Raw genomic sequence first — 22610 nt, forward strand, 5'->3', positions numbered from 1 at the left:
CTCCCATACTCCTCAGATTAACTTATTTCTTGCCATATCTTCTTACTCTGAGGAGCGCTTGTTCAGCGTGTCCTGCGAAGTTTTCAAGCTGACACAATCGTGCTGCATATTCTCCAATATAAGCACTCGCTTCTGGTGTCACTTTTTGATAAGTAACGGTTTTAATAAACTTCCCTACCCATAATCCACCCGTGTAACGAGAAGCGCCTTTTGTTGGCAATGTATGATTTGTCCCTATTACTTTGTCGCCATATGCCACATTGGTTTCTGGTCCTAGAAACAAGCAACCGTAGTTTGTCATGTGTTCAAGAAAATAATCTGGATTTTCCGTAAGAATCTCTACATGTTCAAAAGCTAAGCGATCTGCTTCAATACGAGCTTCTTCAATAGAATCTACTACTAATATTTGACCATAATCTTCCCATGAAACACGTGCAACATCTGCTGTTACTAATGTTTCCAATTGACGTTCAATTTCTTTAACTGTTTCAGTTGCTAATTCTTCTGAAGTAGTAATTAAAGCACCTGGTGAAGTGGGTCCATGTTCTCCTTGACCTAAAAGATCGGTCGCTACCATTTCGGCATCCGCTGTATGATCTGCTACTACTAAAGTTTCAGTGGGACCAGCAAATAAATCGATTCCAACGCGTCCGTATAATTGACGTTTTGCTTCCGCTACAAAGGCATTACCCGGTCCAACAATCATATCTACTGATTCAATTGTTTCCGTTCCGATTGCCATCGCTGCCATTGCTTGAATACCACCAAGCAAATAAATTTCATCTGCTCCAGCTAGTGACATTGCTGCGATTGTCGCATTTGGTATTTCACCATTGATTGGCGGCGTGCAAGCGATTACACGTTTAACACCTGCAACTTTAGCCGTTAACACACTCATGTGAGCGGAAGCGACCATTGGATAACGTCCACCAGGGATATAGCAGCCTACACTGTTCACTGGAATGTTTTTATGACCTAGAATCACTCCTGGTATGTTTTCAACTTCTACATCATTCATAGAAGCGAGTTGCGCTTCTGCAAATTCACGAATATTTTTTTGAGCAAATTTAATATCTTCAATCACATGATCTGGCACATTGGAAACGATTGCATTTATTTCAGCTTGGGACAAACGAAAAGAATTTGGTTGCCATTTGTCAAACTTTCTTGAAAGTTCACGAACTGCTTTATCACCTTGTGTTTCAACAGATTGCAAAGCTTCTGCTACAATTTGTGAAATCTTCGAATCGTTCGCACTTACTTCTTCTTGCGATTTGCCTGCTTTTACTATTTTCACCATATCGATTCCTCCAATTTTTTGAATACGTATGCAAATGTGAAACTATTTAGATAATAAGACGGTTTTTATTAAATGTCAATAGTTATTATGTCGTTTTTCGCTCAATCAACTTTCCTTCAATTTCTACAGCCTCCACCCTTCCTGAATAATTAGCAATTTCAGACATTAAATAATTCACTGTTGCTTCTACCATTTCTTCGATAGGTTGCTCCCATGTAGTTAATTCATAAGCTGGCCAAGAAGACATGCTAATATTATCAAATCCAATAACTTTTACTTGTTGAGGAACTTGAATTGCGTGTTTTCGCAAAGCATCTAAAACTCCTAAAGCCATAATGTCATTTGCTACGAAAAAGGCCGATGGCAAAGTGTTATTTTTGATAATGTTCAGAGCTGTTTTATACCCACCCTCGTAAGTAAAATCAGAAGTATGTTTTGCATAAGTTAGCGTACATTGATCTAGCGCCTCGCCAAATCCTTTTTCGCGCTCCAAACTTGTAGATGTATTTTCATTACCTGAAATATAGACGGCATCTCTCAAACCTTCTGCCATTAAATAGTGACCTATAGAACGTCCAGCATTCAAATTATTGCAACAAACCGAATAAAACGTAGAGTGACTTAGTTTACGATTAAAGAAAACTAACGGAATTTGATTGGCTTTAAAGCTTTCTGCTACATTTAATGACATCGAAGCATCTGTGATGACGACTCCAGCCACATTATAATTCAATAGCGTTTCGATGTCTTCTGCTTGAATTTCATCACTATTGGTATGAACAAACAACACACTGTAACCATGATGTTTAAAGGCATTGGCAAATTGAGTCAATACTTGAGGATAAAAAGGATTTTGTACTCCTTTCATCACTAAACCTATAATTTTGGTTCGATTGGTAATTAAACTTCTAGCAAATTCATTTGGTCGATATCCCAATTCCTCTGCTGCAGCTAGTACTTTTTCGCGTGTTTTTGTAGAAACCTTAGCTCCTTCAAAATAAACGCGAGAAACTGATGACTGAGAGACACCTGCCAATTTTGCGACATCTTTTGCATTGATTGTTGTTTTCATTTTATTCAACCCTTTTCACTAATCATAACTCTAGCTTACCTTATTTCGACTTGGCTGACAGCTGTAGTTTGGTTGCACACAAAAAAAGCCTGCCTATTCAACGGCAAGCTTTTTTTCACTTGTGAATCGTCTTTGCTTAAAATAAGCATTAATCGTTATAAATAGAACGAATCATCATATAGTGGTTTTATATGCAAATCGTACTCTTTTTTCACTTCTTCGATATCGTAAATTGTTCCACCATTTTCTGAATTCGTCATTTGTTCGACTTGTTCATGAACCAAATCTGCAAAATACTTTCCACAAGCTATATCATGCAAATAGTTCGCTTTTACTTTCGCTACTAATTCTTCGTCGAGTGTTTCTTTAAGTGCTTGATACATGGCCTCATTCACGATCGTCAATGCTTTCTTAGAGGCATGGGATACCATATAATAATTTCCGTAACGATCTTTCAATAAGTCTTTTTCCGCTATAATTTCCATAACTTCACTCTCCTTTCGCTCTACATTGTTCCATACCCTTCTGTTTCTTTGAAAACAGCTCAGTGCATACTTTTAATAGAATTATTACATAGAAAAACTACCTGCATGGGCAAGTAGTTGGGCTTGTAGACAAAAGAATAATTATAATTCAATAGAGAATAACTCATTTTTTCCTTACGTTCTACGTTATTCTGCGCTACTAATGTTAGCTTGTTTCCGCGGGCTTGCGCTCCGAATCCTAGACTACTAAACGGTTTAAAATTCTCTAAGTAAAAAAACGGATAAATAATCTAGTCTCTTTCAGTATAGTTCTATGCTTCCAACTGGTCTGGCTACGGAAACTCTTGTGAGACAGCGAAAGCTGAAGCTGAGCTCCCAGGAAAGCGAAGTGGCCAGACCGGTTGGGTTGATTCCATGCTATTTGTATTAGGTAGACCAAGACAACTTAAAGCAAGTTATCATTTTCCATTAAAGTAGTCAGTAAAATAGCTTGTCCTTCCGAATCTAATGCCATCTTCCACGAGATGACACCATTGGTCTTGTTTTCACTATGCAATTGAATAGCAAATGACTTTAATTGATTAAAATGCGGAATCTTGCTTCCTTCAAAAACAAAGCGTGTTTGTGGGTGCTTATAAATTTTATGAAGTGTTGTCAAATCATAAGCGTATGATTTCAAATTCCCTTCATGGTCTAATCCGCAGGAAATTTCACTAATGCGATTAGCAAATTCAGTATTTTTATGGATTCTGCCTATTTCTAAACTAGCTGATAACAACGAAACCGTATGATCTTCACAATAAGTCACTAAGTTGATGGTATTTAAAGCATAAGGATAGATCTTATTCAAAAACGAATGTTGCTGAATGAGTTTATCATTCATATAACAGGCATCTCTACTCATCGCTCTCTCAAATTGAAATGCGTTCGTAAGTTTTTCTTCGCTCATCAGCTCACAGCCTTTCATAATTTATTGCTTTATAATTGAAATGACCAACTCACGAACTTATTCTTCTGAGGCTTTTTTTAATTGCTTTAATAACCGTGCTAGTTCTATTTGACTAAGTCGCTTCTGCTTTGGAAGTTCTGTATACACAACTCTTTTTTTAAAATTGAGACAAATCATCTTTACTAAACAAAGCTTCTCTCCCACTGATGTGTAGAATTTGTTGAATAATATGCGTGTGAGTAAGGTTTTTTTCATCCCGCAGAGCTGTTTTTACGGATAGACCGTTTCTAAAGAAATTCTCAGATAGTCGAATTATTTTATACTGAGTTGAGCTTGTTGCTGAAACACTTTCAACAATTATTTCAGCTAGTTTTTTAGAAGCTTCATTTAAATTTACTGGTTTTGCAGCCTTCTCAGAAGAAATTAGTACGAAAATATCGACGTGAAAGCGATTGGCAGCTTCTGCCATGTTGCGTGTGCTTTGAGCCTGTGAATACACTAGTTTGGCTGCTTCTAGTTGCGTAAAATCAACTTGTTGATCTCCACTGCATGAAAAATAACTGAAGGTTTATAACAGCCCATAAGTTCAAAAAGCCTTTTTTTATCTTGAATATTGGAGATGAAAAAAACAACTTTAGTGTGTTTCTCTATCTGTTTGCTTAACTCATTTTCAACTCTAGCTAATGACTCCAACTCACTTCCAAGCAATAAAACACATGAAGGATGAAACCGAGCGACTTGGCGTCCAATTTCTGTACCAATATATTCACTTGCGCCCGTAATCATCACTACCTTATTTGTTTAATGGGGAACTGTTGGCTTAGCTACTAGTTCTATTTTTTCTTCACGTTTTTTGAATTCCGTTAAAACAAGTCCAAGAACATGACGAAAGCCTCTAAGGAAAGATGTCAAAAAACGACGAAAAATGTCGTGCAATTGTCGTTTATTGATTTTCATGCGTTCTCTTCCTTCCCCAGCATTCTAGTTCATCTCCTCGTTGTAGTTATGATAATAATAATTTTCATTGGTCATTGGATAATTATTTAATACAACTCCGACTATAAATGCTTTTGAAGTCGCTAAAGAATCACGCGCTTTTTCAACACTGATTTTTTCTGACTTTCCTGTGTTGATGACTAATACCGTTCCATCGCATCGATTTGCAAGAATTTTAGAATCTGTTACCGAAAGAATTGGCGGCGAGTCAAAAAGCACATAATCATACAAACCACGCATTTCTTCAAGCAATTCGTCTAATGCATCTGACTCGAGCAATTCCGCAGGATTAGGCGGAATTTGTCCGCTCATCAGTAAATCCAAATTAGCAATGCCACTCGCTTTTACTGAATGCTTTAAATTCCCTTTTCTTAACAATAGATTAGATAACCCTGTACTGTTCCCCAGTTGAAAAGTTCGAAACAAAGTAGGTCGGCGCATATCCGCATCGACTAATAAAACTTTTTTACCCGTCTCAGCAAATACAATTGCCATATTCGCAGCAGTTGTTGATTTTCCTTCTTCTTTAGCAGGAGATGTAAACAAGAGCACTTTTGAATCTAGTTCAGGAATCGAAAAATTAATGTTTGTTCTAATGGTCCGATATTGTTCTGCTGCAATCGATTGAGGATTAGTACGAACCACCAATTTTCGCGGCATTACCCTTTTTGTCTTGTTCTTTGTTCGCATATATATCCTTCTCCAATCTTTCAGTCAAATTCAGTGGTTTGTCCATCTTCAAATCGTTATTTACTGGGCTGACAACTCCTAGCACTTGAAGCCCAGCCATTTCCTCTATATCTTCTTCTGAGCGAACGGTTGTGTTCAATTGCTCTAAAATAAGTGTTACACCAATACCAAATGCCAAGCCAATAATTGCACCTATCGCCATATTAAATACAGGATCTGGACGAATCGGCTTTGGACTTGCAGTTGTTTCAGCTGCAGCTAATATACTGACATTATCCACTTTCATCATTTGCTTGATTCTTTTTTGAAAAACAGTAGCTGTTGTGTTCGCAACTAGCACTGCTTGTTTCATAGAAGAATCTTCGACGGATAAAGTTATTACTTGTGAGCTTTCTATATTGTTGACAGTAATTCGTTCAGTTAGAGATTGAGCCGTTTCATTTAGCTCTAATTCTTCAATAACACTTGCTAATATAGCTGGACTTTTAATAATGACATTGTATGTTCCGATCAATTGAAGATTTGTATCAATATCTAAGCTATTAAAATCCTGACTAGCTGTTGTATTTTGGTTAATTAGAATTTGAGTAGTCGCTTGGTAAACTGGCTTCATAACGGTGTAGCTTGCTACTGCACTAAAAACAATAAAGGCAAGTGTAATAAGAAGAATTAGCGATTTCCTCTTGTACATTGCTTTAAGAAATTTATTCAAACTAAAGGTAGTCTCCATAGTCCAATCCTCCTGTTTCTGATCTATTATAGAACCAATGTACGAGATAAAGGTTAAATAGGGGTTAAATAATCTAAAAATTCCAATAAAATAGAAAACTTACACTTCATTCGACTTATGTATTTACGATCATGTAATTGAGTTATTGTTGTTTTCAACACTTATAATAAAAGCATTCGGTTTTTATACACCGAATGCTTTTATCTCCATATAAACTTATAACCGAATCCTCTTACCGTTTCGATAAACTTTGGTTGGGATGGATTTTTTTCAATTTTTTTTCGTAACTTACTAATATGAACTTTGACTGTTTGTATATCGCCTTCAGAGTAATAGCCCCAGACTTGATCATATAATTGCTCAGCAGTCCATACGCGATTTGGTGTCTGTGCAAGAAGAAGCAATAACTTAAACTCTTTATGATGAAGTTTTACTTGTTCTCCTCTGATGTACAACTCACGAGAGTCTACGTGGATATGGAGGTCTCCATATTTCAAAACGGCAAGTTGATCATCGTCATTTTTTTTCCAACTGTTTCTTCGAAGAACCGCCCGTATCCGTGCTTCTAATTCATTAAAATCAAACGGCTTAGTTATGTAGTCGTCTCCGCCTGCTTCAAGACCTTGTATTTTATAAGCCATTTCTTTTCGGTAGCTAACAAACAAAATAGGTAATGTTGTTTTTAGACGAACTCTTCTACACACTTCCAGTCCATTCATGCCGGTCATTTCGATATCTAGTAGCATAAGATCCGGCTTTTCTTTTTCCAGCAGCGCTAAAACGTGAAAGCCATCTGTAGCTTGAATGACGCGATAACCTTTTTTTAGTAAAAATAACCGCATCTGTTCTCGAACACTTTCATCATCTTGTGCGAGTAGTATAGTGATAGAACTCATTTATCTTCCTCCCATCCATTCAGTAGTAAGCCAGTATCGTATATTAAACTAGTAAAAAGACCAGTATTTGTATGTTAAATAGGATTTATTGTTTATCAAAATCATAACATTATTCATTTTAAAAGAATACTTATTTTTTCTGAAAATTCAAACATTCATTATTATGAAGAAGCTAGTGCACGCTTTAATATAAATTAAATTTTTATGTAAATATTCTCCTAATACACAAGACTAATTTATGTGAAAAGTGTTTTTTCTTTTTGTTTTGCTTGGTACATGGCTAAATCTGCACGTTTCATCATGGCAGAAATAGTTGTTTTCTCTGCTGACCCTAGTGCACTGCCAATACTAATTGAAAGGTCGAAAGAAAGGTGTTGAACGTTAATCGGAGTTTCCATGGCTAAGTAAATAGCATTAGCCATTTCTTTTACACGTTTGTCGCTAGTCACATTCGTTAGTAAAAGAATAAATTCGTCTCCTCCTAAGCGTGCAACAATATTTTCGCCTTGCACACAGCCAGTTAAACGATGTCCAAATTCTTGAATCACTGAATCTCCTATTTCGTGTCCCCACAAGTCATTAATTTCTTTAAAATCGTCAATATCAAGTATCATGATAGCTATATCTTGGCTTTGTTCTAGTCTGTCATTCGCGTATTCCTGAAAATAGCGACGATTTGGTAACTCTGTCAACGCATCAAAATATGCAAAATGCTTTAGTCGGTTCTCGTATTCTTTTTGAATCGAAATATCTCTTGCAATAATTACCATGTGCTTTAAGCTCCCATCTTCTGCTAAAACAGGAGTTCCAGAGACTTCTATCCAAATCCAAGACTTTTCTTCATGCAGCAACCGAAACTGTGATTGACTACGAATGCATTTTTGAGTGGTCCACTCGAAAATACTGGATACAACAGCACGATCTTCACTATGAATACGATCAAAAAACGTGCCTTTAAAATCAGCATTTACTGGAAACCCAAAAATAGTTTCCGCAGACGGCGATATATATAAACACTCTTTAAACTGACCAACAAGCATGATGACATCGTGTACATTTTCAGCAATAATCTGATAGTTCTCTTTTTCCACTTTATAAAATTCTGCTCTTTTATCTAATTCTGTCATATCTTTTGCAACTACATAATAGCCAAGCACATCATGGTCAGTCGTTATTCGAACAAACTTGACTAAACAAGCAATGACATTACCCGATTTATTTATCAAGTGTGCGCGTTGATCTTTCATTTCTCTCGCGACTGATAAGTTAAAATGTTCTTTTGCTAGTTTTCTATCTTTAACTACTACAAAGTCGAACATGTCTTTTCCTACTAAATCATTTATTGAATACCCACTATACCGACTGCTTACAGAATTCCCTCCTGTAATAAAGCCGTCTGTATCAACTGTAACGATTATGTCCGTATTGTTATCAAATAGAGATTGAGACCGTGTAAAATTTTCTACTAAATAATCATGCGACGCTTGTTTCTTTTTCTTCGTCATTTTTTCATTTGTAATATCTGTTGTGTGGCTTACGATATGCGTGCATGTTCCATTGTCTCCATAAAGAGGCGTTAGTGATGACTTTGTATATACCAACGCATTCTCACTGGAATAATAAAAATCTTCATAGTGAGCACTTTCTTTTGTTTTAACTACTTTTGCATATCTTTCTTTCAAAAAAAATGCGATTTCTGGAGTGTGAACTTCGTCGATTGTCTTTCCTATCGAAGCAGGATTCAATATGGTTTTTTCCATTGCTGCGCTGTTCAAAAATTCATAAGTGAAAGAAGCAACTCCGTTAACTCTGATGACCATTACCATTTCTTTAATGCCTTCTGTTAATATACGTGCAAAAGACAATGCTGTTCCCTCATTCTTCACCGCAGATCCCCCAATCACATCTTACTTATATAGATTCTCTTTTATAGTTTAGCAGAAAAAAAGATTAGTTATAGCCTTAGAACTAATAAAAACCCTTTTTTCTTACAAAAAATCATTATGATATTATCATTTATTAAGTTTTTTAAAAAAGACTACTCTATATACAAGTAACCCGTTCAGTTGAGAGACGCAAAACTCTCAAATAGCATCGGAAATAACAAGGATTTTAGCAATCAAAAAATGTACACTTATAACACCAAATAGCACTCCAATTCGCAAGGTTTTCAAAAAACCTAAAATCGTGGATCGGCGTTGCTATTTTTTTCTTCTCATTTTTCTCGCCTTTCTGTTCTTTTTCATTATGATTAATCAATATTGTTAAACTTTTTATTGTTAGGTGGTGCAAAGTGAGAAAAAATCAGGATTTCATAGTTAAAAGTATAGAAAAAATAAAAACCAAACCATTTATTTTCGGAGAAGATTTAGAAAAGAAAGAATTGTTATATAGAAAAGATAAGATTATTTTAAAAAGTATATTTAGGGATTATTTGAAGCTTGAAAAAGAAAATATTTGGGTTAAAGATGATTTTTATTTTGTATCCGATTATATTAATTCGATGATTGATTATATAACGCACAAAGATATAAAAAGAAAAACACCAAAATTGAAACCAGGAAATATAGTACTGGCTAATCTTAGTTTAGGATATAAGAATGAGCCTTCTTTTATCGGTCCCGTTATGATTCTTTCTGTTTATGGTCGGAATAGAATATTTGTTGTGCCTATATTAGAAAACTATGGATTTATTAAAAATGCATACCACTATAAAAATAATGTGGGTGGCAGTAAAAGGCATTATTTGCTTACTGAAGAAGAAAGTGCCACTGATAAAAAATCAGTATTTATTCTAGACAGTTGTCAAATGATCTCTACATCAAGAATTACTTTTGAAGAGAAAGTTGGAAATATAGAAGTTAATTCACGAACTTTTAAAGATATCAAAGAACTTATCTTTCAAAGAACACTGCCAACTGAATATAGAGGAAAAACAGAATTAGAAAATGAAATAAAAGAACTGAAAGATAAAATCGAAAAACTGAAAAGTGGAAAATAAATTTCATTATTTGGTTGACTTATTAAAATATTCGAGTAAATTATTAATTAGTAAACACCTCCTTTGTACGTGTTTACATTTGGGATGAGTAACTTAATTGTGATTCTCATCAGGGCGGAATGCCAAATTTTTAACTTTGGGACGGTATTTTTACCGTCAGCGCGGAATGCGACTTAAAAGCTATCGAGAAATCGACGGCTTTTTTGTTTATACTTATTTAACAAATCTTTCATTCGGGTATACACTAATCAAAAGGAGGCATCAAAAATGAACGAACAGCAAAAAGATATTGAAGAATTTATCAAAGTGATTAAAGAAGATTTAATGGAAATCTACAAAGTATCCGACAAACAAGCTATATCAGTACTTAATGACTTCAAGCTCCGCGAATTAATCGACAAGCACGGTGAACTGGTAGCCCATTATCCGTCACAAGAACTAGCTAAGATGGCATACGAAAAAAAGAGACCAGTACTCAAACTAAATCCAAATAATAAACTTGAACAAGAAGCAGCAGAAGAATACATTGGGTTGTTGATATCAGAAATAAAAGCCAGATATCAACTCAGTGATGAAGAAACTGTAAATCTAATGATTGATTCAAGATTCGTGGAATTGTTTCAGGAAGACCCATATTTCTACTTTCATTATCAGCCTGAAGTAGTAGCCGAACAAATCTATAATAGTAAAAGATGATTCATTTCCGAAGATCGGGAATGATTTTTTTGTGCAAAAAAAATGACACCGCTAAAGCGATATCATTCGTTATTTTTTAATATTAAGTTTTCGGTTTGCCCATCCCATTCAATTTCCATTGTTATCTCTTCATTTTCTTGTATAACGGAACAACCCTCACAAGCATCATTGCCGAGATTCGCCACTTTGTCCTTTACAGAAACACCTGTACTTTTTGTTCCTCCCAAATTAGATTCCATTCTGTAATCGATGAATTCTGGAGCCGTTCCCTCGCCAATAAATGTTATAACTCCATTAGTTCTCTCACGATCACCATTTTTGACATCCACCTCATATGAAACATTCCAGTTTTCACTACTTCCAGTGAAATTATATCTGTCTCCATTTGCACAGCCACTCAAAATGAATATTAAAGCTATTAATAAAATAATCTTTTTCATAATCGTTCCTCCTGTCCTTTTCCTCTTATTAACGATTCTGCCTTATTATTCTGATAATAATAACGTTTCCTTTAATTTATGTAGAAAGGTTAGACTAACTTTTAGAATGGAACAGATATGTGTTTGATTAAATTTCATCGAATGATTTGCCACGGCTTGTGACCAGTGGTCTTTCTAAAAATGACACCGCTAAGGCGATATCATTCGTTAGTAGTTAATAAGATTTTTTCTGATTTGCCGTTCCAGATAATTTCTAACTCCAGTTCTTCGTCACCTTGCATAGGTACGCAATTCCCACAAGAACCTTGTGCGAAATCACCGATTCTATCATATATTGGTATGCCAACTCCCTCAGAGCTATTAATATCAGTTTCAGTAGCAAGTTTGTAATCTATCATTTCTGGAGTTTGACCTTCGCCAATAAATTTAGCAGTTCCATATTCATCTACTTGATTTTCGCCTTTCTTTTTATTAATAACATCTACCTTGTAAGATATTCCCCAGTTTTCGTTGCTTCCTTCGAAGATATAATTGATTTCACTAGTAACGTCTTCCGAAAAAATATCTTCATCTTGACTTGTACAACCACTTAAAATAAGTGCCAAGATAAAAAATAAAATTACTTTTTTCAAATTAATCCTCCCCCTTTTGTTATTTTAAGGTTCACCTTCTTTTTCCTCTTACTTACTATTCTACCTTATTATTCAGAAAAGAATATTCAATATTCAAAAAGAAAAAGCTCAACCAAAGTTTGGCTAAGCTATCGAAGTTTTAACGTTTATAAATAATGTCTTCCCACGTATATACACGGTCGGCAATGCCTAAGCGTTCGGCAGGTGTTTTCTTTTCTCCGTTCATCTTAAAAGGTTTACAGAAGTTGTAATAAGTCCTCAGGATCGTGATTGCCATTTGCGCATATTTCGGATTGAAGTTGGAATAGATATAACTTTTCCCATCGCCCCTGGCCGTAACCAATGGTCTTTCTAAAATCAAAAGTCTTCGTCTGACAATCTGAAAGAACGTATTTATCGCATTGTCATTGACCTGTTCCATTAAAATAGCTAGTTGAATATTTGTCAGATGGTGCGTATCGGTCAATACATCCAATAATCTGTGTCCACGATCACTTGTCGCGATTGGGTGCTTTAGCCGATTATTAGCTTGTCTGTAATAAATCTCACCGTTTGGAGCAACAAGTTTCTGATGGAATTTATGAACTTTCAACGTGTCTTGAAGTTGCCAAAGTGCAATATCGCTTAAGCTGTCGTACTTCAAGCCATTCACTTTTGCCCATTCCTTTAATTCTCGTGCCGACTTGATGAATTCAGCTCTTGCTTGTTTTCGGGTAAGCGTTTTGTCCGTTAAGCAAAGAAAATGATGAGCGTGTCCTGAACGAATTTCTTCACTGAAAACACGCGCAATAGCTGGTTTAGTAGATTTGTCATCATCGCTAATGAACCTCCAACGATCCACCGATAGCATATTTCGCAGAAGCCAGAAATGAGCCAAAGAATTATATCCATTGTTTACGTGTAATCCGTCTACATAGTGTCTACGCTGCTCAAACTGATTCAACCCACGATGATACTCTCCCATCGATTGCGTGTCATTCTTGGTAGGAGGACAGGGAGCAACGGCATATATGCCAAACCGTTCATTTTTTCTGGAAAACGAATGCAAATGATCTTCTTTGAGTTGGTGAGTGTCAGAAGCAATTTCATCCAGACTCTTTTCCCAATCAAAATTAATGTCAGAACGGAATACATAACGCGAACGCTTATCCGCAGAAGCTACGATGTAAGTAAGCAATTGCTTATCCTCAATCAAGATACCACGATTCTTCCCTTTGCCTTTCTTCAATACGTTATTCAACACATAATGAAGTTTGTCCGTTGTAATCCACATCTCTGGAAAATGTTTGTTTGCCAGTGGTTTAGTTTCTCTTGTTTCCAAAAATTCTAAGCAACAGCGATACAGCCATTCCAATTTTTGATAATAAGTTCCTTTTCCGATACCCAAAATTTCGCACGTTCGATTAATTGATGATCTATTAACCAACTGTTTAGCGAACAAGGGCAGAATTTCATTCCGTTTTTGATTGTAAGTTGTGTTTCTGCTTTTGTTTGGAGATACATTGGTGTATTTTTTACACTCCTTGCATTGGAACTGTTCTGCCTTAGCAGCGTTCGTTCCACGCTTATAGAATGACTTGGGATTTTTCTGAGGTGTGTGAGTTTCATTTACGCAATGAGGACGGTGAAACTCATATTCCTTATCAACTGGTACAACCGAATTGATTCGGATGAGCCGTTCGATTTCTTCTGTTATCGACCAATTTGAGAAAGTTACAGTTTTAGTTCCACAAGTAGGCGGACTGTCTGGTTCTACTCTATCTGGATTACAGAGAATTGCCTTTTCGCCACCAGCGTCGGTAAGTTTGAACCTACTTGGTTTTGATTTGATGCCAAACTTTTCTTGTTTCAACCCGTGATTTTTACAAAGTGGATCGGAACACGTATTGTATTGAATTTCGAACATTTTTCCTTTCCATTCAAATTCAATTGGCTTGAATACATCCTTTGAATGTTTAAAGCCAAAATCTCTCGGAACAAGTAACGGATAATCATTTGTACGATCTGTCAGTTGTTTCGCCGATACAGGATGGATGATACGGATGGCTTTTTCGTCATACTTCAGGAGACGCTTGTAAATCATCAGCAATCAACCCCAAATCCTTAAGAATGCGCTTGTTGTTTCGTTTATTCTCTACATACGTGATAAATCGCGGATCGTCTAAGATGTTTTCAAGGAAGGCAGATAACACCTCTTCCTCTGAATATCCCGTGTACTCCGCATAATGCTTTACAATCGCAATTGTTTTGTCTGGTAATGCCCAATTGACCTTCTGTAAGTTTTGCTTTTTCGGTTGAATAAATCGCATAATTTCTCTCTCCTTTTCAAATAGAATTAGCAACTGAATTAACAGTCGATTTAGCAAGGGATTTTACACCTTACAATAATTATTGTAAGTCATTTGAATGTTCTGTCAATTCAATTGTTGAAATGGTGCTATTTCTACACGAACCTTGATATGACGGCATTTAAAAGACCGCTAATTCAGGTGCGAATTAACGGTCTAATAAGGGTTTTAATTGTCTTTTTGCGTCTCTCAACTGAACGGGTTAATATACAAGAGCCCTAGTACTATCTCTACCATTGAAAACAACTATTGTATATAATGAATCAAAAAGGGGATTCTATATGTGCTTAGTCAATTTACAATTTCGCCAACACCCTACTTATAAAATGGTTATTGCCGCAAATCGCGATGAGTTTTATAGTCGCCCTGCTGCAGCTGCTGAATTTTGGAAAGATGAACCTACTGTATTAGCGGGTCGTGACTTAACACAAATGGGCACTTGGCTAGGCGTGACTAAAAAAGGACGCATTGCCGCATTAACAAACTTTCGAGATGCTACTAATTTAGAAACAGCACAACTTTCTAGAGGAGCTGTTGTTAAAAACTTTTTAACTTCTACAAAATCTCCTGAAGAATATATAAAATCAATCGATCCTGATTTATATGCGGGATTTAACCTGATAATTGGTGATTCAACGAAACTCATTTACTACAACAATATCCAAAACGAATCCTACGAAATCCCTCCAGGCATACATGGGCTTAGCAACCACTTTTTGAATACGCCGTGGCCAAAAGTAATTAAAGGAAAAGAAAAACTGGCTCTTTATATGGCACAGACAGAAAAAGTAGATGTAGAAGAAATTTTCTCAATCTTGTCAAATACTGATTATGCTCCTGATTCTCATCTTCCGGATACAGGAGTTGGGTTAGATTTGGAAAGAATGTTGTCTCCTATGTTTATCAAAACACCTGATTACGGTACTCGTTCTGCAACTGTCGTTTTAATTTCTCACGACAATACACTTACTTTTGCTGAGCGCAATTTTGAAAACGGACTTTTCAAAGAAGATAAAGTGTTTACATTTAAGATTGACTAATCTTTTTAATTAGTTGTGTTAAAAAAGGACTGCCAATAGGATTCAAGGGGTATAGAAAAACAAGGAGTTGAACTTGTATGAGATTAGGCTATGCCTGCATGAATACCGAACTAAAAACAGTTTTTAGAACTTTGCGTGTAGCAACTGCAGAAATTGAAGGCATTGAAAAGATAAAAGAACTAACCTTAAAAAACTTTCAAACGACGCTTGACGTCATCCAGTGGAATTTAGCACATGACATTTATTTTTATCGCGCGTCTAGTTCTATCGTTCCGCTTTCAACACATCCCATAAACGACTGGATTTGGTGGGAAGACCCAGATGTACTCGCCATAACAAAAGAAATACGCTCTTTTGTCGAAAAGCACGCAATGCGAATATCCGTTCACCCAGGTCAATATACAGTCATCAATTCACCCAAACCTGACGTTGTTCGAAAGTCGATTGAAGACCTTGAATACCATGATAAGTTAATTCAATTGCTAAGCGGCACAGACATTATTCTTCATACTGGAGGTGCATATGGCGATAAAGATACTGCAAAGCAAAGATTTGCTGAAGTTTACTTACAGCTATCTCCTAGTATCCGCCAACGACTTCGTTTAGAAAATGATGACAAAACGTACACAGTCAGAGATGTTTTAGCTGTCCATCAACTATGTGGCGTTCCGATTTGCTTTGATATTCATCACCACAATTGCAATAATGATGGTGAGCCGGTGGACTTTGCTGAAATCCTTAAAACTTGGAAAGGATTTGGAACACCGAAAGTCCATATTAGTACAGGAAAAGAAGGTTTTACCGACCTTCGTCATCATAATTTGGTTTCTGAAATAGATTTTCAAGAACTGTTGCTCGTATTAAAAGGAATTGATGTTGATGTTATGTTTGAAGCCAAACTAAAAGAACAATCTGTTCTTCCGTTTGTTCACCAATTAATAAACAAATAACTAAACCAGCAACCTCTAAAGAGAGGTTGCTGGTTTAGTTTTAGCTTGTAGACAAAAGAATATTCATAATAGTTATAGTTATTTTATCGTATTCGGGCTAGATCTTGCGCTCCAGACGGATGCTTTCAGCGGACGAAGCTAGCGCAGCGATGCAGGAGCACCTCTCTCCCTGTCGCCACCTTGACGCTCTGGATGCTGAAGTGGCCTGAACACCTTGCATATTGAGCTCTTTTTAATGGAACCAAACTAGCAGACTGCTTATTTCGATTAAAGCTGCACGTTTCCAACCAGTCCGGCCACGAAGACTCCCGTGGGACAGCGAAAGCTGAAGACCTCGCAGGCACGTCAGTGACGAGGAGGCTGAAGCTGAGCCCACCGGAAAGCGAAGTGGGCGGACCGGTTGGATTTTTACACGGTTATTCCTTTTTAGGATACTTTCTACAGTCTGAACTAAACCAGCACTCTAAAGAGAGGTTGCTGGTTTAGTTGGTTGTAGTTGCTTCAGAAATCTCACCGTTCAGTTAACCAACAATGCGATACGCGACTATCATACCGATTCCACTCAATTATCACCTACTATATTTCCTCGTACGATTCTATTGAACGGTTAGCAGTATTCACATCATACGTTTGGAAAGGATGCGGAGTTATGTGTCTCAACTTTTTCAATAATCGTTCACGTCGCTTTTTCATTCCAGCAAGTGATATGTTTTCATGCTTAGCTAGTTCAGTCAATGTGCAACCTTGCACATAAAGAGCTTCTAGTAATTGTTTTTCTTGTACCGTCAATCGGCACATGTGCAACCATTCAGGCAAGCTGTCATTGAGTTCTTCAGCGAACTTTTCTTGTACGTCGTACTCTTTAGGAATTAACTGTTCATTTCTTTTGGTTTCTCTTTTTAACTCATCAAGCATGGCTCCTCGAATACTTTGGTAGGCAAACGGCGTAAAATTCCCTTTCTCGTCTTCAAAGCGTTGCCATGCCTGCCATAAAGCAATATTGCCTGTTTGACGAAAAGCATCAAAATCACGATATATATGGAGCTTTCGAATAAGTGCCGAAATCATAGGTGCATATTGAATCGCTACATCTTCAAAATTTTTCATGAGTGTTTCCTTCTGAACGTTCGTGGATTCCCGGGTACATTCAGAATAAGAGAAAAAATTAAGTAGAGCCACTGGACCATTATGCAGTTTGCCTTCATGAAAAATTTTGTTTCAAAGAGCTAAATAAATTGCATTCGGCACAATATAATCTGAATAATGTATATTCTCCAAAAAATACTGTCGTATAAAGTTGAAGGTGGTAAAATTTTTATGTGATGAGAAAGGAGAGCTTTTACTAGTGAAGGGTTGCGAAAAGAATTTACTTGATCGATCGGTGTTGTTTGTAGAAAATTTTTTGAAAAAGACAAGAAATCCATATATTGATTGGAATTCTGCAAAAGCAACGTAGTCGCATGTATGAAATGATTTACTACTATTCCAACGTTTGTGAAAAAAATAAGTCTTAACGGCAAACCAAAGACACCTCTTTGTGCATTGGAAACATCCAGTGCACAAAGAGATGTCTTTCTTAGTTAAGCTGCATCGTCTGGTGTTAGTAGAAACGCAATTTCAATTGCCCACTTGTTCCAATCAGATGCTTCTTTAGAAATTGGCACAAAAAACTCAAAACGCCCATTCCAAATTTCAGCCTCTCCTTCCCAACGTTTGTCGATATTCAGCTCTTCTCTCAATGCCCATTGTTCTAGTGCGTTGAGTGACTTTTCTACATCATCGGGGTGACCTTTATGAATTGCAGTAACATAGCAACCTCCTGGTATACAACTGCCTACTACGCGTGCGTCTCCTGTTACCATCCTCATGACTGGTACAGCTACTTCCATTTTGTACTTTTTTTCCAAACCTTCCGCACACCAGTAGCGAAAAAACGGTCTTCCTGCTGGCTTAATTTCTTTTGTCTTTAACCAATCAACTAACTCTGCTATCAGGCTATTAACGCGATCCTGTTCTGATACAGTTGCAACTATAGGAATACCGACATAAGGCTGTTCTAATCGCTTTTTAACAATCGGTTCACCAATATGCTTATGCACAATCCAACACACCTTTCTATCTGAAAATCGAGTTTACTCTCATATTTATCTATACCCGACTGCATAGACTGCTCAATCACTTTTGAAAAAATGCTGTTTAAACTGACTAATTAAGATCTTCAAACTGCGACAAAATATGAGGGCTCTAAATTGACTTTCTCTATTTAAAGCGATAATCTAGAAAAGTTGACTGATTGGTCACTTTAAGTGACCGTTTGGTTTAGGAGGGCTTGAATGGACAAAAAAAAAGAAATAATGAAGCAAGCTGTACATCTGTTTTCGATAAGAGGGTTTCACCAAAGCTCTGTACAAGAAATAGTGCATGCTGCCGAAATTTCTAAGGGGGCTTTTTACAAACATTTTGAATCGAAAGAAAGCCTTTTTATTGAAATTTTAAAGCAACACCACCAAGCAATTATGGCAGAAATTTTGAATTCAACATCCAATTTCGATGCTGATAACAAGGATGTTTTCAAACAGAAGTTAGCAATTGAAATCGAGAGAACACTTTCGAATCACGAATTTTTTATGATGGTGTTTAAAGATTTCACACTTGCTGAAAGCGATCAACTCAAAGCTGTGTTTATAGAATTGAGACAGTCGACCGTGACACTACATAAAACCATTTTACTAGATACTTATGGATTAGACATTAAGTTATTCTTACCTGATTTAGTGGCCATGCTTGAAGGATTGATGCAGCAATACATTTTTGCGCTAGTCTTTGAAGAAAAACAAGTGCCCATTCCAAAAATCGTCAATTTTATCACGTCTGCGATTGATGCCGTTGTAGATAATTTAAAAAATATGGAGCCAGTTTTAACCAAAGCTCGTGCTCAAATTTCAACACGTGAAGAAGCATTCAATCACGTTTATGAAAAAATGAACGCCTCTGAAGAGCACACTGAAAAACTATTGGCTTCACTCGATTTGTTAAAAAAGGAAATTGCAAAAAAAGATGCAGAAGCATTTTTAATCGAAGCTTTACTCGTTTACATGAAACAGTTTCCTTCTATTAAAAATGAAGTCATTTATCTTGAGAAATTTATTTAATACAAAGGAGACAAAAACGTGAAAAAAATGATTGATTTTTCATTAAACAATAAGTTTGCAATTTGGATTTTAACAGTAATGGTTGTGGTTGCAGGTCTTTACGCAGGCTTAACAATGAAACAAGAATCTATTCCAAGCATTACATTACCAGCTGTAACCGTAGTTACTACTTATCCCGGGGCAGCACCAGATGAAATTATGGACGAAGTGACCATTCCAATGGAACAACGCATTCAAAATATGAATGGCGTTGAACTGACGACTTCTACCTCGATGGCAAATGCTTCTACGATTCAAGTTCAATATGATTTTGAAGTCGATATGGACGAAGCAACAAGAGAATTAGAAGATGCTTTATCCCAAGTTACCATTCCTGAGGCAGCAAACGAACCTCAAGTTTCGCGTCTTAGTTTAGATGCTTTTCCTGTTCTATCTCTAAGCGTTAGTGACCCTGATAGTACATTAGAAGAACTTACTGCGAATGTTGAAAAAAACGTGATCCCTGCTCTTGAAGGTGTCACAGGTTTATCGGATGCACAAGTTTCTGGACAGCGTGTACAAAAAGTAACGATGAAATTTAATAACAAAGCGTTAGCCCAATATGGATTAACAGAAGAAACCATCCAACAAATTATCCAAGGCTCGAATTTAACGTTTCCTTTAGGATTAACAAACTTTGATGGAGAACTAAAAAACTTAGTTATTGACGGCGACGTCACCACTGTTGATGATTTGAAAAACCTACAAATTCCGGCCGTTCCTCAAGCTGTACCAGCTGAACCAGGCGCTACGCAAGGTCAAGGAGCACCAGCAGATGCAGAAAACAGCGCTCAAGCACAACCACCTGCAGCTGCACCAACTGCAATTCCAACTGTCGCATTAAGCGACCTGGCTGAAATTGAAGTTGTTAGTAAAGCGGAATCGATTTCACGCACAAACGGTGAAGAGTCGATCGGAATTTCGATTGTTAAATCACCAGATGCAAACACTGTTGAAGTTGTAAACGGTGTGAAAGAAATTGTAAAAGATATGGAAGATGAATACGGTTTGACTGTAGCATCTACATTTGACCAAGGCGAGCCGATTGAACAATCGGTAGAAACCATGCTCAGCAAAGCGTTGTTCGGTATTTTATTTGCTGTAGTTATTATTTTGCTATTCTTACGCAGCTTTAAAACCACGTTGATTTCGATCATCTCGATTCCGTTATCATTATTAATGGCGATTTTCTTGTTAAATCAATTGGATATTACGCTAAATATTATGACACTTGGTGCTTTAACTGTCGCGATTGGTCGTGTGATTGATGACTCGATTGTTGTGATTGAAAACATCTATCGGCGCATGGCTTTGCCTGATGAAAAATTACGCGGCAAAGACTTGATTCGCGAAGCAACGCTTCAAATGTTCTTACCGATTTTTTCATCTACTATTGTAACCATTGCCGTATTCTTACCGCTTGCACTCGTTAGCGGACAAATCGGCGAATTATTCTTACCTTTTGCTTTAGCAGTTGTCTTTGCACTTTCAGCTTCGTTACTCGTAGCTGTAACCATCGTTCCCATGATGGCGCATTTGATGTACCGCAAGCAATTAAACAAGATGGACTTGCCTAAATCTACACAAAAAGAGCATAAGCCGGGCAAAATGGCGACAAGTTACAAACGAATATTAGAATGGGCATTAAACCATAAACTCATCACGTTTGGTGGGGCATCTATCGTTCTTGTAGCCAGTTTATTCTTAATACCGGTAATTGGCGTTAGCTTCTTGCCTGAAGATGAACAGAAAATGGTCATGGCAACGTACAGTCCAGAACCTGGTCAAACACGCGAAGATGTGGAAGCCATTGCATCGAATGCAGAACAAGCTATTGATGGCCGTGATGGAGTCACATCATACCAGTACTCACTGGGTGGAGGAAATCCCTTGACCGCAATGGGCGGAGGCGGAGATAATTCCGCATTGTTCTACATTGAATACGACGATGAATTTGATGCATTTAGCGATGAAAGCAACAAGTTAATCGAAGAGTTAAATAGCTCTACTGAATCTGGCGAATGGGCAAGTTTAGACTTTGCCGCAATGGGTGCAAGCGGTCTAGAATTATTCGTTTACGGAGATAATATAGAAGACATTCAATCTGCAATCGATCAAATTCAACCAATCATGGAAGACCATGGTGAGTTGGAAAACACTGAATCTAGCCTGACTGATGCTTACGACCAATATACATTAGTCGCAAATCAGCAAAGCTTGAGCGAAAGTGGTTTGACCGCAGCTCAAATCGGCATGGCGCTGAGCAGCGTCGGCGAAGCGCCTGTTTTAACAACAGTCAAATATGAAGACAAAAATATTGACGTGTACATTGAAACAGAAGAAACCGAATACGCAGGAATTGATGACGTAACAGCTGTAGAAATCCCAACAGCACTTGGAACAACGGTAACTGTCGGGGAAGTAATGACAGTAGAAGAAGGCAAATCGCCTGATACCATCAATCGTAGAGACGGCCAAATGTTTGCTTCGCTAACTGCAGATGTTGTTGGCAACAATGCAGCTGAAATCACTACTGAAATTGATAAAAAAATAGCAAACCTTGATTTGCCAGCAGGTGTAACAACAGATCAAGGCGGTGTTACTGAACAAATCAATGAATCATTCACACAGCTTGGCTTAGCCATGCTTGCAGCGATTGCCATCGTGTACTTCGTACTGGTTGTCACATTCGGTGGTGCACTCGCTCCGTTCTCTATTTTGTTCTCGCTACCATTTACGGTTATTGGTGTACTAGTGGCATTATGGATTACAGGAGAAGCCTTGAGTGTCAACGCGTTGATCGGTGTATTGATGTTGATTGGTATCGTTGTGACAAATGCCATCGTGTTAATTGACCGTGTTATCCACATGGAAAAGGCTGGTTTAACTACACGCGAAGCGCTTCTCGAAGGTGGCGTGACACGTCTACGCCCAATCTTAATGACAGCACTCGCAACAATCGGTGCATTAATTCCACTTGCGATTGGAGCAGAAGGTGGAGGCGGCGGATTAATTTCACAAGGTCTCGGTATTACCGTGATCGGTGGATTAATCAGTTCTACTTTGCTCACATTGGTCATTGTACCTATTGTTTATGAAGTAGTCGCGAAATTCCGTAAAAAACAACGAAACTAAATAAAAAACAGGCAACTCACATACGAGTTGCCTGTTTTTTTATCTACTATTTGCTGAAC

The 22610-nt window shown here is 37.2% G+C and carries 23 protein-coding genes; 6 read left to right on the forward strand and 17 right to left on the reverse strand.

Annotation, left to right across the window (positions count from 1 at the left end; genetic code table 11):
• Positions 1–22 precede the first annotated feature (22 nt).
• From hisD to I858_RS12325, 11 genes are all read right to left on the reverse strand, one after another.
• Positions 23–1300: a histidinol dehydrogenase gene (gene hisD / locus I858_RS12280; RefSeq protein WP_049694749.1), complete on the reverse strand. Its 1278-nt coding sequence runs from the start codon at positions 1298–1300 to the stop codon at positions 23–25.
• Between the two features lie 85 nt (positions 1301–1385).
• The gene (locus I858_RS12285) at positions 1386–2372 is read right to left on the reverse strand and encodes a LacI family DNA-binding transcriptional regulator (RefSeq protein ID WP_049694748.1); all 987 of its coding nucleotides are present in this window, start codon (positions 2370–2372) and stop codon (positions 1386–1388) included.
• A gap of 155 nt (positions 2373–2527) precedes the next feature.
• Positions 2528–2857, reverse strand: a complete 330-nt coding sequence (locus I858_RS12290) for a hypothetical protein (protein ID WP_049694747.1) — start codon at positions 2855–2857, stop codon at positions 2528–2530.
• A gap of 445 nt (positions 2858–3302) precedes the next feature.
• Positions 3303–3806 carry a sugar-transfer associated ATP-grasp domain-containing protein gene (locus I858_RS12295; protein ID WP_049694777.1) on the reverse strand — a complete coding sequence of 168 codons (504 nt, stop codon included), beginning with the start codon at positions 3804–3806 and terminating at the stop codon, positions 3303–3305.
• Positions 3807–3963: 157 nt separating this feature from the next.
• Entirely contained in the window at positions 3964–4305 is a 342-nt protein-coding gene (locus tag I858_RS17540; protein ID WP_049694746.1) for a polysaccharide biosynthesis protein, read from the reverse strand.
• Between the two features lie 14 nt (positions 4306–4319).
• The gene (locus tag I858_RS17545; protein WP_049694745.1) at positions 4320–4592 is read right to left on the reverse strand and encodes a polysaccharide biosynthesis protein; all 273 of its coding nucleotides are present in this window, start codon (positions 4590–4592) and stop codon (positions 4320–4322) included.
• A gap of 15 nt (positions 4593–4607) precedes the next feature.
• Positions 4608–4763: a hypothetical protein gene (locus tag I858_RS17050; protein WP_157886519.1), complete on the reverse strand. Its 156-nt coding sequence runs from the start codon at positions 4761–4763 to the stop codon at positions 4608–4610.
• A gap of 24 nt (positions 4764–4787) precedes the next feature.
• Positions 4788–5462: a CpsD/CapB family tyrosine-protein kinase gene (locus I858_RS12310; RefSeq protein ID WP_239457146.1), complete on the reverse strand. Its 675-nt coding sequence runs from the start codon at positions 5460–5462 to the stop codon at positions 4788–4790.
• Positions 5434–6222, reverse strand: coding sequence for a YveK family protein (locus tag I858_RS12315; RefSeq protein WP_049694743.1), 789 nt, complete (start codon positions 6220–6222; stop codon positions 5434–5436). The genes I858_RS12310 and I858_RS12315 overlap by 29 nt, the downstream gene beginning before the upstream one ends.
• Positions 6223–6422: 200 nt before the next feature.
• On the reverse strand, positions 6423–7118 hold the full coding sequence (locus tag I858_RS12320; protein ID WP_049694742.1) for a response regulator transcription factor: 696 nt from the start codon (positions 7116–7118) through the stop codon (positions 6423–6425).
• Positions 7119–7354: 236 nt separating this feature from the next.
• Positions 7355–9004, reverse strand: coding sequence for a sensor domain-containing protein (locus I858_RS12325; RefSeq protein WP_239457147.1), 1650 nt, complete (start codon positions 9002–9004; stop codon positions 7355–7357).
• Positions 9005–9411: 407 nt separating this feature from the next.
• Here I858_RS12325 and I858_RS12330 point away from each other — a divergent pair, with 407 nt between their 5' ends.
• Positions 9412–10119: a type II toxin-antitoxin system PemK/MazF family toxin gene (locus I858_RS12330; protein WP_049694741.1), complete on the forward strand. Its 708-nt coding sequence runs from the start codon at positions 9412–9414 to the stop codon at positions 10117–10119.
• Positions 10120–10386: 267 nt separating this feature from the next.
• On the forward strand, positions 10387–10815 hold the full coding sequence (locus I858_RS12335) for a hypothetical protein (protein WP_049694740.1): 429 nt from the start codon (positions 10387–10389) through the stop codon (positions 10813–10815).
• A 62-nt stretch (positions 10816–10877) separates the two neighbouring features.
• On the opposite strand, the gene I858_RS12340 is transcribed toward I858_RS12335, so the two are convergent.
• The 4 genes from I858_RS12340 to I858_RS12355 all read right to left on the reverse strand — a co-directional run bounded on the left by I858_RS12340 (position 10878) and on the right by I858_RS12355 (position 14196).
• Positions 10878–11255 (reverse strand): lipoprotein, encoded by a 378-nt coding sequence (locus I858_RS12340; protein WP_049694739.1) that lies wholly within the window; start codon positions 11253–11255, stop codon positions 10878–10880.
• Positions 11256–11455: 200 nt separating this feature from the next.
• Positions 11456–11887 carry a membrane lipoprotein lipid attachment site-containing protein gene (locus tag I858_RS12345; RefSeq protein WP_049694738.1) on the reverse strand — a complete coding sequence of 144 codons (432 nt, stop codon included), beginning with the start codon at positions 11885–11887 and terminating at the stop codon, positions 11456–11458.
• Positions 11888–12026: 139 nt separating this feature from the next.
• Positions 12027–13970 (reverse strand): helix-turn-helix domain-containing protein, encoded by a 1944-nt coding sequence (locus I858_RS12350; protein WP_049694737.1) that lies wholly within the window; start codon positions 13968–13970, stop codon positions 12027–12029.
• Positions 13942–14196, reverse strand: a complete 255-nt coding sequence (locus I858_RS12355; RefSeq protein WP_049694736.1) for a hypothetical protein — start codon at positions 14194–14196, stop codon at positions 13942–13944. Before I858_RS12355 ends, I858_RS12350 begins: the two co-directional genes overlap by 29 nt.
• Positions 14197–14516: 320 nt before the next feature.
• On the opposite strand from I858_RS12355, the gene I858_RS12360 reads away from it, so the two are divergent.
• Positions 14517–15275 (forward strand): NRDE family protein, encoded by a 759-nt coding sequence (locus tag I858_RS12360; RefSeq protein WP_049694735.1) that lies wholly within the window; start codon positions 14517–14519, stop codon positions 15273–15275.
• Positions 15276–15352: 77 nt separating this feature from the next.
• Positions 15353–16225, forward strand: coding sequence for a UV DNA damage repair endonuclease UvsE (uvsE, locus tag I858_RS12365; RefSeq protein WP_049694734.1), 873 nt, complete (start codon positions 15353–15355; stop codon positions 16223–16225).
• A gap of 576 nt (positions 16226–16801) precedes the next feature.
• Here uvsE and I858_RS12370 read toward each other — a convergent pair.
• Positions 16802–17332, reverse strand: coding sequence for a sigma-70 family RNA polymerase sigma factor (locus I858_RS12370; RefSeq protein ID WP_049694733.1), 531 nt, complete (start codon positions 17330–17332; stop codon positions 16802–16804).
• Between the two features lie 473 nt (positions 17333–17805).
• Positions 17806–18324 (reverse strand): GyrI-like domain-containing protein, encoded by a 519-nt coding sequence (locus tag I858_RS12380; RefSeq protein ID WP_239457149.1) that lies wholly within the window; start codon positions 18322–18324, stop codon positions 17806–17808.
• Between the two features lie 234 nt (positions 18325–18558).
• Here I858_RS12380 and I858_RS12385 point away from each other — a divergent pair, with 234 nt between their 5' ends.
• Positions 18559–19377, forward strand: coding sequence for a TetR/AcrR family transcriptional regulator (locus tag I858_RS12385; protein ID WP_049694732.1), 819 nt, complete (start codon positions 18559–18561; stop codon positions 19375–19377).
• Between the two features lie 18 nt (positions 19378–19395).
• Positions 19396–22551 (forward strand): efflux RND transporter permease subunit, encoded by a 3156-nt coding sequence (locus I858_RS12390; RefSeq protein ID WP_049694731.1) that lies wholly within the window; start codon positions 19396–19398, stop codon positions 22549–22551.
• Positions 22552–22610 lie beyond the last annotated feature (59 nt).

Origin of the sequence: Planococcus versutus, from assembly GCF_001186155.3 — a bacterium.
In the GTDB taxonomy this organism is placed as follows: Bacteria; Bacillota; Bacilli; order Bacillales_A; family Planococcaceae; genus Planococcus; species Planococcus versutus.